The sequence below is a fragment of the Variovorax gracilis genome (assembly GCF_030317115.1).
Taxonomy (GTDB): Bacteria; Pseudomonadota; Gammaproteobacteria; order Burkholderiales; family Burkholderiaceae_C; genus Variovorax; species Variovorax gracilis.
In genome coordinates, this window is the sequence record NZ_JASZYF010000001.1 from 327,195 (window position 1) to 340,208 (window position 13,014).

13 protein-coding genes are annotated in these 13,014 nt (G+C 65.8%); 4 read left to right on the forward strand and 9 right to left on the reverse strand.

The features are described 5' to 3' along the window. Nucleotides 1–15: 15 nt before the first annotated feature. The 4 genes from QTH97_RS01555 to QTH97_RS01570 form a co-directional block, all read right to left on the reverse strand. The gene (locus QTH97_RS01555; protein WP_286566225.1) at nt 16–573 is read right to left on the reverse strand and encodes a histidine phosphatase family protein; all 558 of its coding nucleotides are present in this window, start codon (nt 571–573) and stop codon (nt 16–18) included. Beyond that, the gene (locus QTH97_RS01560; RefSeq protein ID WP_286566226.1) at nt 570–1,865 is read right to left on the reverse strand and encodes an NTP/NDP exchange transporter; all 1,296 of its coding nucleotides are present in this window, start codon (nt 1,863–1,865) and stop codon (nt 570–572) included. The genes QTH97_RS01555 and QTH97_RS01560 overlap by 4 nt, the downstream gene beginning before the upstream one ends. Continuing rightward, nucleotides 1,862–2,605: an NADPH-dependent F420 reductase gene (locus QTH97_RS01565; RefSeq protein ID WP_286566227.1), complete on the reverse strand. Its 744-nt coding sequence runs from the start codon at nt 2,603–2,605 to the stop codon at nt 1,862–1,864. The genes QTH97_RS01560 and QTH97_RS01565 overlap by 4 nt, the downstream gene beginning before the upstream one ends. Nucleotides 2,606–2,681: 76 nt before the next feature. Then, nucleotides 2,682–3,662 carry a Bug family tripartite tricarboxylate transporter substrate binding protein gene (locus tag QTH97_RS01570; RefSeq protein ID WP_286566229.1) on the reverse strand — a complete coding sequence of 327 codons (981 nt, stop codon included), beginning with the start codon at nt 3,660–3,662 and terminating at the stop codon, nt 2,682–2,684. A 157-nt stretch (nt 3,663–3,819) separates the two neighbouring features. On the opposite strand from QTH97_RS01570, the gene QTH97_RS01575 reads away from it, so the two are divergent. The 3 genes from QTH97_RS01575 (at nt 3,820) to QTH97_RS01585 (ending at nt 6,750) form a co-directional block, all read left to right on the forward strand. Beyond that, entirely contained in the window at nt 3,820–4,794 is a 975-nt protein-coding gene (locus QTH97_RS01575) for a LysR family transcriptional regulator (protein ID WP_286566230.1), read from the forward strand. 73 nt (nt 4,795–4,867) lie between these two features. Continuing rightward, nucleotides 4,868–5,392: a hypothetical protein gene (locus QTH97_RS01580; protein ID WP_286566231.1), complete on the forward strand. Its 525-nt coding sequence runs from the start codon at nt 4,868–4,870 to the stop codon at nt 5,390–5,392. Further along, on the forward strand, nt 5,389–6,750 hold the full coding sequence (locus tag QTH97_RS01585) for a GAF domain-containing protein (protein WP_286566232.1): 1,362 nt from the start codon (nt 5,389–5,391) through the stop codon (nt 6,748–6,750). Before QTH97_RS01580 ends, QTH97_RS01585 begins: the two co-directional genes overlap by 4 nt. A gap of 4 nt (nt 6,751–6,754) precedes the next feature. Here the strand turns inward: QTH97_RS01585 and QTH97_RS01590 are convergent, their stop codons facing one another. Then, nucleotides 6,755–7,489 (reverse strand): hemerythrin domain-containing protein, encoded by a 735-nt coding sequence (locus tag QTH97_RS01590; RefSeq protein WP_286566233.1) that lies wholly within the window; start codon nt 7,487–7,489, stop codon nt 6,755–6,757. A gap of 195 nt (nt 7,490–7,684) precedes the next feature. On the opposite strand from QTH97_RS01590, the gene QTH97_RS01595 reads away from it, so the two are divergent. Continuing rightward, a complete protein-coding gene (locus tag QTH97_RS01595; protein WP_286566234.1) occupies nt 7,685–8,086 on the forward strand; it encodes a hypothetical protein in 402 nt (133 codons plus the stop codon). On the opposite strand, the gene QTH97_RS01600 is transcribed toward QTH97_RS01595, so the two are convergent. The 4 genes from QTH97_RS01600 to QTH97_RS01615 are packed head-to-tail and all read right to left on the reverse strand — an operon-like array spanning nt 8,065 to nt 12,937. Next, nucleotides 8,065–9,609 carry a glycosyltransferase family protein gene (locus QTH97_RS01600; protein ID WP_286566235.1) on the reverse strand — a complete coding sequence of 515 codons (1,545 nt, stop codon included), beginning with the start codon at nt 9,607–9,609 and terminating at the stop codon, nt 8,065–8,067. The genes QTH97_RS01595 and QTH97_RS01600 overlap by 22 nt on opposite strands. Before the next feature lie 6 nt (nt 9,610–9,615). Next, the gene (locus QTH97_RS01605) at nt 9,616–10,941 is read right to left on the reverse strand and encodes an NAD(P)/FAD-dependent oxidoreductase (protein WP_286566236.1); all 1,326 of its coding nucleotides are present in this window, start codon (nt 10,939–10,941) and stop codon (nt 9,616–9,618) included. Continuing rightward, nucleotides 10,938–11,933, reverse strand: coding sequence for a lysylphosphatidylglycerol synthase transmembrane domain-containing protein (locus QTH97_RS01610; RefSeq protein WP_286566237.1), 996 nt, complete (start codon nt 11,931–11,933; stop codon nt 10,938–10,940). The genes QTH97_RS01605 and QTH97_RS01610 overlap by 4 nt, the downstream gene beginning before the upstream one ends. Beyond that, nucleotides 11,930–12,937, reverse strand: coding sequence for a glycosyltransferase family 2 protein (locus QTH97_RS01615; protein ID WP_286566239.1), 1,008 nt, complete (start codon nt 12,935–12,937; stop codon nt 11,930–11,932). The genes QTH97_RS01610 and QTH97_RS01615 overlap by 4 nt, the downstream gene beginning before the upstream one ends. Nucleotides 12,938–13,014 lie beyond the last annotated feature (77 nt).

A 13,014-nucleotide genomic window follows, 5' to 3' on the forward strand; every position in this document is an offset into this window, starting at 1 on the left:
CGGCCGTTGCGCCGCTCAGCCGAAGCCGCTGCGCCCCAGCACCCGCACCCCGGGTCCGACGATCAACGCTTCTCCCATCGCAACGGATTCCCCGGTGAACGCGCCGATGTTGACCTGGTGGGTGACCCAGACCTCGAAGGCCCCCATCGGAATGCGCGCCAACGCGTCCAGCATGGCCTGTCTGCGAGCGTCGGAATCGGCTGCGCCGCCGAAGGTCGAGTCGAGCGGCGACCAGTGCGTGTGGCTGCCGAAAGCAAGGTCCGCCGTATCCCTGCAGCGACACCACGCGCTGGTTCGCACTTCGGAGGGCTTGAGCCCCCGCCGCCTGAACCATTCACCCGCTGCCCGCGCCTGCGTGCGCCCTTCCTCGCTCAGATTTCGCTGACTGCTGCACACGCCGAGCCTGAAGCCCGGCGGGTCGCCCACACCAGGCGTGGTCTGCGCATGGCGCCAGAGCACCGCGCAGCGCCCGCTTCGAAGCTGCGCGGCCAGCACGTCGTCCGCAGGTTGCGCGCGGACGCCGACGGCGGCGAAGGCCAGCACAGCGAAGCCTCGCCGAGTGACGATTGTCATGGCGCTTCTCCTCGAGCAGTGGGAGCATCGTCCAAGGAGGAACGCCGCTCCTGCATGCGCCCCAGCGCTGCCGACAGCACGAGCCATGCGAAGACGACCGGGACGGCGCACAGCGCGATGGCGCCAACCTTGAGTCCTGCGGCGTGCAGCACGTCGTAGACCCAGCCATAGAGCGCGTCGGAGCCCCGGTAGACGACGACATCGATCAGGTTCTTCGCCTTGTATTTCTCCTCTCGGCCCACGACGGTGAAGAAGACCTGCCGCGCCGGGTTGGCGATGGCGAAGTTCATCCACCGCTGGGCGACCTGGAACACGACGATCACCGCCAGGCTTGGCGTCATGGCCAGCACGAGAAAGCCGACCACGTACACCGCTGGCAGCGCACCCGCCGCCAAGCCGGTGCCGAAGCGCTGGAGGAACCGGCCGGTAGCAAACACCTGCGTCGCCAGTGTGAGCAGCCCCACGGCCAGGTCGATGCTCGCGAAGACCCGCGTTTGCGCACCGGCGCCCTGCACGGTGGCCGACACCACGTTCGCCTGCGCGAAGTAGAGCATCGTCGCGCCAAAGGACAGCAGGCTCACCCATGCGGCGACGCCGAGCAGGTACGGTGAGCGAAGCACACCCCACAAGCCGGCGAAGGCGCTGCCGCCCACGCGCAATTCGTCTTGCCGGCGGGCCGAATTCACGCCCGCGCTGCACTCCAGCCGATGCGCGCAGAACACCGCGAGTTCCAGGAACACGATGGCCGCGATCAGCAGGTTATGCGGCCCGAGCGGCACCGAGAGCGCGATGGTGATCGTGGGCCCCAGCAGCGCGCCCGCCGTCCCGCCCGCGCCGATGAAGCCGAACAGGCGCTTGCCCTGCTCGCTCGTGAAGAGGTCGGCCATGAACGACCAGAACACCGCGACCGCGAACAGGTTGAAGACACTGACCCACACGAAGAACACGCGCGCCACGATCACCGGCTCGATGCCGAGCGCCAGCAGCACCCAGAACACCGCGAGGTTGATGACGAAGAAGTGGTAGACGATGGGAATGAACCTGGCGCGCGGCAGCCGCGCCACGAGCATGCCGTAGAGGGGCTGCGCGACCAGCAGCGTCACGAAGGTCGCGGTGAAGAGCCACGGCAGCGCCCGCGTGCCGCCCGCGATGCCCATCTGGTCGCGCAGCGGGCGCAGCACGTAGTAGCCTGCCAGGAGCGCGAAGAAGTACCCGAAGGACCAGAGCGCCGCCGCCAGTTCCTGCGGCGTCGCGGGAACCGCCCGCCGCAACCAGCGCTCGGCCGCCGTCATGGCGCCAGCGAAAGCTTCTGCCTGAGCTCTGCGGCGCTCACCGACTGGCCGTAGCCCGGCCCGCCTCGCTGGAATCGCCGTGCGTCGGCCAGCTTGCCGACCACCACGGGATCGAACCCTGCATCGCGCACGAGCTCCGCCGCGACCTTGACGGCATCGGGGTCGTCGCCGGCGATGGGAATTGCGAGTCTCGGCGCAGGCCGGTTCGCTTCGCGCGCGAAGATCGCGTACGACATGGTGTTGAAGGCCCGCACCAGCCGCGCACCTGCCAGGTATTTCTGCGAGACGACGCCGACGCCTTCCTGCTCGACCTCGTCGGCCACGCTGCCGTCGCGCGATGCCACGGCGTTGCAGGCATCGAGCAGAACCTTGCCCTTGAGCGCGCTGCCGAAATCCCTGCCGATCTGCGGCAGTGCACCATAGGGCACCGCAATGAAGAGCGCGTCGCCGAAAGCGATGGCCTGCGCCACGGTGCCGGCGCTCGCCAGCGGCCCCAGCCCCGCAACCATGTCCTTGAGTTCCTCGGGGTGGCGCGACGAGAACATCACCGGATGGCCGGCCTTGACCCACAGCCCGCCGATCGTGCCGCCGATGCGGCCGGCGCCGATCACGCCGATGCGCGAACCGGCAGGCGCCTGCGCCAGCGCGCGATCCGGCTTGAGCGCTGCGAGAACGCCCCATGCGCCACTCGCCAGGAGCAAGCTGCGGCGGGTGCGGGCGAGGGATGGATGTTGCGGCATCGAAACCTCCTGCGGTCGGCGAAACGGGCAATCATCTGCCCGCACCTTTCCCCGCGCAAGCACCGGCCGGCAGCGCTCAAAGCTTGATACCGGCGCCCTTCACCGTCGGGGCGAGAACGCCCACCTGCTCCTTCACGATGCTCTCGAAGCGCGCCGTGCTTTCCGGCTTGGCGACGATGCCCAGCTCGATCAGCTTCTTCTGCACCTCCGGCATGACGAGCGCCTCGTTGCATGCAGCGTTGAGCTTCACCACCATGTCCGGCGGCAGCCTGGCCGGGCCGCTGAGGCCGAAGAAGTTCTCCAGCACCAGCTTGGGCTGGCCCACTTCGACGATGGTCGGCACCTCCGGCATGAGCGGCGAACGCGTGGATCCCGTCACGGCGAGCGGCACGAGTTGGCCGCTCTTGAAGAAAGGCACGTAAGCCGTGATGACGTCGATGCCAACGGGGATCACGTTGGCGATCAGGTCGGTCGTCATCGGTGCGCCGCCGCGGTATGGCACGTGCACGAGGTTGGCGCCGGTCACCTTGCGGATCAGCTCGCCGTGGATGTGGCCGATCGATCCGGGTCCACCGGAACCGAAGTCCAGCCGGCCGTCCTTGCGGGCCCGCGCGTCCAGCTCGGCATACGTGGTGATACCCGAGGGCTTGCTCGCCATGATCACCAGCGGTGCCGAGCCCAGGGAGGCGATATGCGTGAAGGCCGTCACCGGGTCGTAGGGCTGCTTCTCGAGCGTGAACGGGCCCAGCGCGATCGGCGTGGTGTTCGACAGCATGAAGGTGTAGCCATCCGGCGGCGCCGCAGCCACCAGAGCGCCGCCGATGGTGCCGCCCGCACCCGGCTTGTTGTCGACCACGACCGCCTGACCGAGCTTCCTGGTCAGTTGCTCGCCCATCACGCGGGCGAGGATGTCGCTCGATCCGCCCGCAGGAAAGGTCACGATGATCTTGATCGGCTTGTCCGGCCACTGGGCAAAGGCCGGCAAGGCGAGCGCGGCGCCGCCGGCGGCCAGCAACTGGAGCGCGCCGCGGCGCGTGGGGTGGTAGGTGGTGGTCATGGTGTCCTGCAGCAAAAGGGATGCCCGAACTTTAGGAACGCCAACATGGCACGCCAATCGCTAGTCCGCAATCAGCGGCATAGCAAAGCTCTGCCCCGGAGCCCGCCGGCGACTGTCGCCGGTGCGCCGAGGCACCAAAGCTGTGCAGCGACCGCCCATGTCACGCTCCAACGACCCATTCGACACCTATTTGCTGCGCGTGTTCAACATGCTGATGAGCGAACGCAGCGTCTCGCGGGCGGCCACGCGCCTGAACCAGTCGCAACCTGCGGTCAGCGCCGCCTTGAAGCGATTGCGGGATATCTTCGACGACCCGCTGCTCATCAAGGACAAGCAACGCATGGTGCCGACCGAGCGCGCGCTGCAGCTCGAAGCGTCGGTGCGCACCGTGCTCGGCGAAATCGACGGGCTGCTGTCGCCGGGGGACGTCTTCATCCCCGCGACCACCCGGCAGACTTTTCGCATCGGAACGCCCGACTACCTCGCGCCGCCGCTGATGGCTGCCGTTGTCCACTACTTGCGCACGACGGCACCGGGCGCGCGGATGCTGATGCAGGCGCTCGGCCCGGACTACGACTTCGACGCCGCTCTCGCCGAAGGCGAACTCGACGTGGTGATCGGCAACTGGCCGCAGCCGCCCGAGCACCTGCGCACCACCTTGCTGCTGGAAGACGAGGTCGTCTGCCTGGTCGACCGTGACCATCCGGGCGCCAACGGCCTGAGGGTCGCCGACTACCTGGCAGGCAACCACGTCGTGCCCCAGCTCTACAGCACGCTGCAGCGCGGCGTGGTCGAAACCCACCTGGCGGCCCAGCGCCTGGCGCGCACGCCGACGGTGACCGTGCCCTACTTCTCGATGGCACCGCACCTGCTGCCGGGCACCGACCTGATCTTCACGACCAGCCGGCATTTCGCGCAGCATTTCGCGGCGATGCTGCCGCTGGCCGTCGTGCCGTCGCCGATCGACTTCCCTCCGATGCGCTTCTACCAGCTCTGGCATGGTCGCAACCAGCAGGCGCCGGGGCACATCTGGTTCCGTTCGCTGCTGTCGGCGGTGATGCGCACGGCGGGGGCGACCCGCCATCTGCGGGTGTCGGCGCCGGCTTTGCAGGAGTTGCGCCAGTTCGCCTGACGACCACGGGTGGCGTGCGCCGCCAAGGGCTTTTGAATCACAATGCCGGTCTCCCACGCCCGGCTTTTGCCCCATGCCCGAGGTCCCACCCCGCCCGCTGCTGAAACCCGAGCACATCGCGATGATCGACAAAGGCGTGTCGACCATCGTCTCGTCGCGCAATGCGGCGCTGCGGCCCAGCCTGATGCGTGCGATGGGCGCGAGCATCTCGCCGGACGGCACCGAGATCACGGTCTTCCTCGCGCGCGGCCAGGCGCGCCAGCTCCTGCAGGACATCGCCGCGACGGGCAACGTGGCCGTGGTGTTCAGCGAGCCGCTGAGCCACCGCACCGTGCAGGTCAAGGCGCGAACCGCTGAACTGCGCACGGCCGACGAAGGGGATCTGCCGGTGCTGCGCCGCTACCTGGCGTCGATGGAATACGAACTCGGCCTCGTCGGCTGCGACGTGCCCTTCGTGCGAACGATCCTCTCGTTCCGGCTCGCCGAGCTGGTGGCGGTGCGCCTCCACCCTGACGAGGCCTTCGACCAGACGCCCGGGCCCAAGGCCGGCAGCGCGCTGCCCGGGTCGACCGCATCGCCTGCATCGGCGCCCCTATGACCCCTGCGTCCCCGCCTCTCTCGCTGCACGCGATCCGCGCCTGCTTCGAAGGCGCGATCCCGGCCATCATGTCCACCTGCTCGGAGGATGGAACGCCGAACGTCGCCTACATCTCGCAGGTCAACTACGTGGACGAACGTCACGTGGCGCTGTCGTTCCAGTTCTTCAACAAGACCCGGCAGAACATCCTTGCCAATCCCTACAGCAGCGTGCTGCTGATCGATCCGGCCAGCGCCGGCTACTACCGGCTGCACCTGCGCTATTTGCGCACGGAGACCAGCGGCCCGCTGTTCGAAAGCATGAAGGCGCAGCTGGCCGGCATCGCCTCGTACTCGGGCATGGCCGCCGTGTTCCGGCTGCTGGGCTCCGATGTGTACGAAGTAGAGGCCATCGAGAGCGTGGAAGGTGATCGCCTGCCGCCGCAGCCGCCCCGATTCGGCCTGCTGGCCGGCGTGCGGCGTTCGGCCGAACGCCTCGCCGCCTGCGGGGCGACGGACGAGCTGCTGCAGACCGTACTGGCGGTGCTGAACGACCACCTGGACGTGCGCCACGCCATGGTGCTGATGCTGGACTCCGCCACGAAGCGCCTCTACACGGTGGCAAGTTGCGGGTATGCGACATCCGGCGTCGGATCGGAGATTGAAATCGGACACGGCGTGATCGGCGTGGCCGCGCGGGAGCGCACGCCTGTGCGCATCAGTCACATGACGAATGCGGCAAGCTACAGCCACGCCGTGCGCAGCAGCATGCGAGAGACCGAGCCCGGACTCGTGCTCGATACCGAGATCTGCTTTCCGGGGCTGCCCGAGCCGCACAGCCAACTCGCCGTGCCCATCGTTTCAAGCGGCCGGCTGCTGGGAGCGCTCTTCGTCGAGAGCCCGCAGGACATGCGCTTCGGCTTCGAGGACGAAGACGCGCTGGTTGCCATCGCCGGGCACCTGGGCGCGGCGCTGGAGTTGCTTCGCACCGCGGACGAACCTTCGGCGCCTGCTGAGGAGGCCCGCCCGGCCCATGTGCCGTCGACCACCGGCGCGCCGGTGCCCGTGCGCCACTACCTCGCGAACAACAGTGTCTTCATCGGCGACAGCTACCTGATCAAGGGCGTGGCGGGCGCCATCCTCGGCAAGCTGCTGCGCGAGTTCTCGGAACAGGGCCGCAGCGAGTTCACCAATCGCGAACTTCGGCTCGACCCCGCCATACGGTTGCCGGATCTCTCGGACAACCTTGAGGCAAGACTGGTGCTGTTGCAGCGCCGGCTGTTGGAGAACTGCCCGCATATCCGTATCGAGAAGACCGGCCGTGGCCGCTTCCGGCTGCGGATGGAACGGCCGGTCGCGCTGACCGAGATCGCAAGCTAGCGGTTCATGCCCGCACGACACCCGGCGCGGCGGGCAGCTTGAGGCTCGCGCTGAGCTTGGCCCATTCGCGTTCGCTCAGGTGGGGACGCACCACGTCGAGCGCAGCAGCGAACGCCGGCGCGGGCGCATGGGCCTGCATGTCGCCCAGCATCGCGGCGCGCTCGGCAGGATTCATGAAAGGCACCATCCAGCGCACGACGAACATCATCTCGTGCGGCGGGATGGAAGCGACCAGCGCGTTGTGGATCTCGATGAGTTCGGCGTCGGTGTAGCGCGCCCAGAGCACCGCGTTGTGCGCCGTCTCCTCGACGTGCATGTGCTCGAAGTTGTGCGCAATGAAGAGCGAGAGCGCCCGGTACAGCGCGAGCGCGCCGGCCGCACGCGCCTCTTCGCCGCATTGCAGCAGCGCCGTGGTCTGGTTCGCCAGCGCTGCAATCGCTTCTGCATGCTCCGCATGCTCATGCGCGATCTGGCCGCTGGCACCGGGCGCACGGGCCTCCATGGCGGTGTGCACGAATTCGTTTTCATGTTGCAGGTGCGAGCGGCAGAACTCCAGCAGTTCCAACACGCGCTGCGTAACCTGGGCGAGTTCCAGCGAATCGTCCACGTCCATTCGGCCGAGTGCGAGCAGGCTGTCTGCCATGAGTGCGCGCAGCGCCTTGTGGATGCCGGCGTACATGTCGATGCGGGGTCCCGCGGCCTCCGCAACCTGGCGCATTTCGCGCTGATCGATGTTCATTGGGGGTGTCCTTCTTGGGGTCCAGCGGAAAGCGCACCGTGCACCTCCTGCTGGGAAAGAAGTCTAGGAATCCGTGCCTTGTCGCGCCGCTAAGAATTGCTTAAGCAATCCCTCAAGGAACCTTAAAAATGCCGGATGGCGGGCCCGGACGCCCGTCACGCTACGATATCGCCTGAATTTTCTGGGGCGATATCCATGTTTGGCTTGTTCAAGTCAAAGCAGCCGACGCCGGGGCGCGGCTTGTATCTGGTCAATGTGAAGGTGGCACGCGGCTCCAACACCCGCATGCCGAGGTCCCTGGCGGGGGCCTACGTGTCGGCTTATGTCACGGCGAACAACGACGAAGCGGCGACGACGCTTGCCGTGACCCGGTTGACCGCACAGGGCTATGAGTTCCTGGACACCCAGGGCCCCATTACCCGGCTCGACCATCGCCAGTGGTCCGCGCATGTCGCGCAGTCGTGGCCCGAGTTCATCGACGAACTGCCCAAGCAGAATGAGATCGCCGAGGGCCTGCAAGGCGAGATGGTCTTCTTCGGTCCGTTCGTAGGCTACGAGCGGGCGCAACGGGTCGATCAGCCTGTTGCGCCTCGGTAGCGCCAGAACTTGTAGCCATGCAGGTCACGCACTTGCACGTAGTCTTTCAGCAGGAATGCCCTGAGTTCCCCGAACAGTTCCGGCTGTCCGTCGCACTTCGACCTGGACAGGCCGCATGAATCGGGCGCTTCGACGATGTACAGCGGCTTGTTGCCCAGCGCGTCCGCCTGGTATTTCGCGTACGTGTCCTTGAACCCGTAGAGCGCCGGGTAGTAGTAGGTGATGCTCGTCGCGGAGCGCCTGCCGGCAGCGGCCAGCAGCCAGGTTTCCGCGCCGTGGACCAGCACGAGATCGGAAGGCTTGGTGTTGGCCTGCAGATAGTCGACGAGTTCGCTTGCCGGCGAGCCCGCGACGCCGGTCCCCTGCTTCAACGAGGCCAGCAAGGCGAACGCCGGAGGCGCCAGCGCGACCACGAAGGCAGGAACCACGAGCACCGCCCATTTCGCGTTCTTCCTCACGCCGGACAGGAAACCGCCCGGGCCGCTCCCCAGGTTGAGCAATCCCACGAGCACCAGGACGAGCGCCGGGGTCGCGAGCGACGCGTAGTGCAAGTACCCCCTTCCCGAGGCCATCTGCGACAGCAACTCGACGCAGAAGATCGTGAACATGAGCCAATGGAAGGAGTTCTTCTTTCCCTTGGGAACCTGCGTATTCGACAGGAAGACAGCGCCCCCCATCAGCAGGCAGCCGAGACCCAGGGGTGAAAGGAAAACGGCCTGCGACAGCGTGTACACGGACACGACCCGTGCCATCAGACTCGCGCCCCGCGAGTACGCAAAATTGAACGACCAGTACTGGTCGACAAAGGCGCTCATCGCGCCCTTCTGGTAGAGCCAGAACAGGACCGGCAGCGCGATGACGGCGTATGAAACGCCCATCAGGACGATCGACCTCAAGCGATGCCGGGTGCCGAAGACGACCAGGTAGAGGGCCAGCAAGCCGAGGCCCATCCCGTTGTTGAGCCGCGTCAGCATCGCGACGGCCATCGCCACGCCGAGCGAGATGCAGAGCCAGTCCAGCAGACCCAACCTGTTCGATACCGTCTCGTCGCAGAGGTAGACGAAGGCCAGCGAATAGGTCACGAGGATGAAGGGAATCAGCCACGATTCCGTCAGGTTCCCCAATTCGAAGGTCGCGCAGTAGGTCAGCACGAACAGGGTCGCGGCGAGCAGGACCGCGAAGGTCGGCAGCAGCCTTCTCCAGAGGGACATCGATACCGCCAGCCCTCCGAACAGAAGCAGCCCTTCGAGGAGGACGGTGCCCTTGACGCTGCCCGTGAGAAGGTATCCCAGCGCATTGACGATGTAGAGCAGCGGGCCCTTGTGATCCCACGAATCGACGTAGGGTATGCCCCCGCTGTTCATGATCATGCCGGTGTACACGAAGACACCGGAATCCCGCCCGATGGGCAGTGTTCGCAGCAGGAGCCCATAGGGCACCAGGACGAGGACTGCCGCACCCAGGAGGGTGGCAATGCTCCAGGTCGCTGCAACTCTCTCTGAACTCTGGGGGCGGCAGCTCATGGTGGTTCAGCCGTTCTTCGCGGCGAGCGTCAAGCGCTCGCCGATGCTCTTGCCGGCCCGGATGGCGTAGTTGGTGCCTCGGTCTTCCGGGTAGATCTGGGCCATCGAGCAGACGTGGAAACCGCTCTTGGGGCCGTCCTCACCCGGAATCAGGCTGCTGTAGTTCTTCTCGACCACCGGCTGCGACCAGCGGGCGCGCCAGAGGTGATGCGCCTGGATCCACTTGCGCTCCATGGCGGGGAACATGGTCTTGAGGAAGGGAAGCGCGAATTCCAGGAAGTCGTCGGCACCCATCGCGTACAGGGGCTCCGTGTGCGGCAGGTACTTCGAGAGGTAGACGATATGCTTGCCGCCGTAGGTTTCGGCCCGCTCGAAATTGGTGTGCTCGATCACGCCCACGAAGGGGAAGCTGGGGTCGTTGACGTTCAGCCAATAGGTCTTCGACAGCGGCCTGTCGAGTTCGAGCACCAGGCACACGTTGCCGATGTACTGGATGCGTTCAAGGCTCTTGATGTAGTCACCGGACGCCCAGCCGCGCACCATGTCCGCGACCAACGGCAAGGCAGGCGTGGCAATGACGCGATCAGAGGTGACTTCGCCGCGCGGCGTGGTCGCGACCCAGCGCTCGCCGAGCGGTTCGATCTTCGAGACCGGCGTATTGAGTTCGATGCGGCCGCCCAGTTCCCTCACCCGGTTGGCCAGGGCCTCGGCCAGCGCCACGAAGCCTCCCTTGAAATACGCCAGGCGTTCTTCACCGCCCTTGCCGCGGCTGCCGCCGCGCAGCTTGAGCTTGTTCCAGAACCAGACGGCCGACACCTGCTCGGCGTAAGGGCCGAATTTCCCCTTGAGCAACGGCTGCCAGACGACGCGGTAGACATTCTCTCCACCGAGCTCGCGCAGCCAGTCCTGCGCGGTCTTGTTCTCCAGCGCCTTCCAGTCCTTCACCTGGCGGGCGCGCAATGCCAGCAGGCCGAGGCGGATCCGGTCGACAAAGCTCAAGGGCTTGAAGTTCAGCAGATCCCAGGGCGTGGACAGCTTGAAGAAATTGTTCGCGTAGTAGACGCCCGTGTTGGTCGGGTTGACCTCGACGCGCTCGTTCAGGCCGAGTTCATCGATCAGCCCCATCACTTCCAGGTCGTTGGTGAACCAGTGGTGATAGAAGCGGTCCAGGTTTTCGCCGCCGACTTCGAAGGCCGCGGCCAACCCTCCCACCTCGGCTTCGGCCTCGAGAATCGTGACATCGAATCCCTTCTTGACCAGCTCATAGGCGGCCGTCAGCCCGGTAAAGCCGGCGCCGACGATCGTCACCTGCGTCGTGTGAGACAAACTCATGAGGAAACTGCTTTCAATTTCTCTTGCTGCTGATGGACTGGAAACACCAGCAAGTAAAGGCCACCCACGAGGGTCGGCGGAAGCCAGAGCAACGCATGGACGAGCAGCGCATAGGCGGTCGCAACCGCCGGGTCGTTGCCGAGCGTCGTCATCGCATGCACGGTGAAGAAATCGAAGGTGCCGATGTAGCCCGGGGTGCTGGGAATCAGCGTCGCCAGTGTCCCCACGGGCAATGCAAGCCAACCGCCCAGTGGCGCTGAAAGCGCGGGCAATGCCAGGGCGGCGAACCAGAAGACGCAACCCTCGGCCAGCCAGGCCAGCATGGACCAGAGGACCAGCTTGAGCATGGTGCCTCCCTGCGCCAGATGGTTCAGCGTGTTCAAGCTCTTGTTGATCTCGTCGAACAGCTTTTGCCCGAAACCGGGCGCGATGCGAACCACCAGGCGTCCCATGGCCAGCACGAGAGGCGTGAAGAAGCGCGGGAACAGAAGCACGAACAGGATGGCGAGTGCAGCGGCGATCAAGGCCGCGCTGCCGATTCCCGCAAAGTGCTTCGTGTCCAGGCCGAACAGCGCGACGGCCACGCCCAGGAGCACCAGCACCATCAGCAAGTCCAGCAGGCGCTCGACGAACAGCGTTGCCACGACGACACCGGAAGTCGTGCCCAGCTTGCCGTTGAATGCAAACGCGCGAATCGCATCTCCCGCCCTGAAAGGCAGCACGTTGTTGGCCGCGAAGCTCGCCAGCAACGGGCCGGCGCAACGCCGCCATGTCAAACCCGGGCTGTCGCGCTCCAGCATCGAGCGCCAGCGCTCGATCCTGCATGAATAGCCGACGGCAAAAGCCGCGACCGCAGCAGTCACCCAGGCGAAGTTGGCGCCGTCGAACGCCCGCCTGATTTCTTCAAGGCTGATCTGGCGAAGAATCAGCCAAAGAAACAGTGCCGCGAGACCGATGCCCAGCAGCAATCGCAATGACTTCTTGGCCGTCATCGATTGACAACAACAGGGCTTCGAGACATGGCCGGACCGGCCTTCTCGAACCCGAAGTATTCCTGGACCACGTACAGCGGCCTGTTCTTGATTTCGTTGTAGATGCGGCCGACGTATTCGCCAAGGACACCGACGCATATTAACTGGACGCCGCCCATGAAGAGCACCGCGATCATCAAGGCAGTCCAACCCTCCACCCACACGCTGGTGAACAGGCGCAGGACCAGCGCATAGATGATGCCGAGCAGCGAGATGGAGGCGCAGAGCATGCCGAGGGCCACCGACATCTGCAGAGGCTTCGTCGAGAAGGACAGGATGCCGTCCGTCGCAAAGCGCAGCATCTTGGTCAGGGGGTATTTGCTCTCCCCCGCGAACCGCTCGGCGCGCCGGTAGGGCAGCGCGATCTGCTTGAAGCCGACCCAGCTCACCATGCCGCGCACGAAGCGGTCGCGCTCGGGCATGGCGCGAAGCGTATCCACGACGTCGCGGCTCATCAGGCGAAAGTCGCCCGTGTCCAGCGGGATCGCCACATCGGAAAGCTGGTTGAGCAGGCGGTAGAAGCCCCGAGCCGTCGCCAGCTTGAAGGCGGACTCGCCGGGACGCTCCGTGCGGGTGCCGTAGACCACGTCGTAGCCCTCACGCCACTTGGCGATCATCTGGTGGACGACTTCGGGCGGGTCCTGGAGGTCGGCGTCGATGAGCACGACCGCGTCGCCGTTGGCGGCGTCGATGCCGGCCGTGACCGCGATCTGGTGACCGAAATTGCGCGCAAAGCCGATGAGCTTGATCCGGGGATCTTCGGCGGCAAATTCCTTCAGGCGCTCGCGTGTCCTGTCGCGGCTGCCGTCATCGACGAAGATCAGTTCGACTTCCAGATCCTGCAACTGGGCGCAGAAGGCCTTGATGCGCTTCATCGTCTCGCCGATGACCTCTTCCTCGTTGTAGCAAGGGATGACGACGGACAGCAACTGCGAGTCCCTCGGCGATTCGGAAGCTGGATCCATCGATGAGCCCTCAACACGAAACGAAGCGGAAGACCGGTGGCCGAGCTGACGGCTTCTCCTCGTCCGGTCAACAGTTT

Excerpts from the sequence above, each read along its gene's own strand:
- QTH97_RS01560 (WP_286566226.1), bottom strand. The coding sequence starts at position 1,865 with ATGACGGCGGCCGAGCGCTGGTTGCGGCGGGCGGTTCCCGCGACGCCG.
- QTH97_RS01570 (WP_286566229.1), bottom strand. The coding sequence starts at position 3,662 with ATGACCACCACCTACCACCCCACGCGCCGCGGCGCGCTCCAGTTGCTG.
- QTH97_RS01615 (WP_286566239.1), bottom strand. The coding sequence starts at position 12,937 with ATGGATCCAGCTTCCGAATCGCCGAGGGACTCGCAGTTGCTGTCCGTC.
- QTH97_RS01610 (WP_286566237.1), bottom strand. The coding sequence starts at position 11,933 with ATGACGGCCAAGAAGTCATTGCGATTGCTGCTGGGCATCGGTCTCGCG.
- QTH97_RS01590 (WP_286566233.1), bottom strand. The coding sequence starts at position 7,489 with ATGAACATCGATCAGCGCGAAATGCGCCAGGTTGCGGAGGCCGCGGGA.
- QTH97_RS01605 (WP_286566236.1), bottom strand. The coding sequence starts at position 10,941 with ATGAGTTTGTCTCACACGACGCAGGTGACGATCGTCGGCGCCGGCTTT.
- QTH97_RS01585 (WP_286566232.1), top strand. The coding sequence starts at position 5,389 with ATGACCCCTGCGTCCCCGCCTCTCTCGCTGCACGCGATCCGCGCCTGC.
- QTH97_RS01555 (WP_286566225.1), bottom strand. The coding sequence starts at position 573 with ATGACAATCGTCACTCGGCGAGGCTTCGCTGTGCTGGCCTTCGCCGCC.
- QTH97_RS01565 (WP_286566227.1), bottom strand. The coding sequence starts at position 2,605 with ATGCCGCAACATCCATCCCTCGCCCGCACCCGCCGCAGCTTGCTCCTG.
- QTH97_RS01575 (WP_286566230.1), top strand. The coding sequence starts at position 3,820 with ATGTCACGCTCCAACGACCCATTCGACACCTATTTGCTGCGCGTGTTC.
- QTH97_RS01580 (WP_286566231.1), top strand. The coding sequence starts at position 4,868 with ATGCCCGAGGTCCCACCCCGCCCGCTGCTGAAACCCGAGCACATCGCG.
- QTH97_RS01600 (WP_286566235.1), bottom strand. The coding sequence starts at position 9,609 with ATGAGCTGCCGCCCCCAGAGTTCAGAGAGAGTTGCAGCGACCTGGAGC.
- QTH97_RS01595 (WP_286566234.1), top strand. The coding sequence starts at position 7,685 with ATGTTTGGCTTGTTCAAGTCAAAGCAGCCGACGCCGGGGCGCGGCTTG.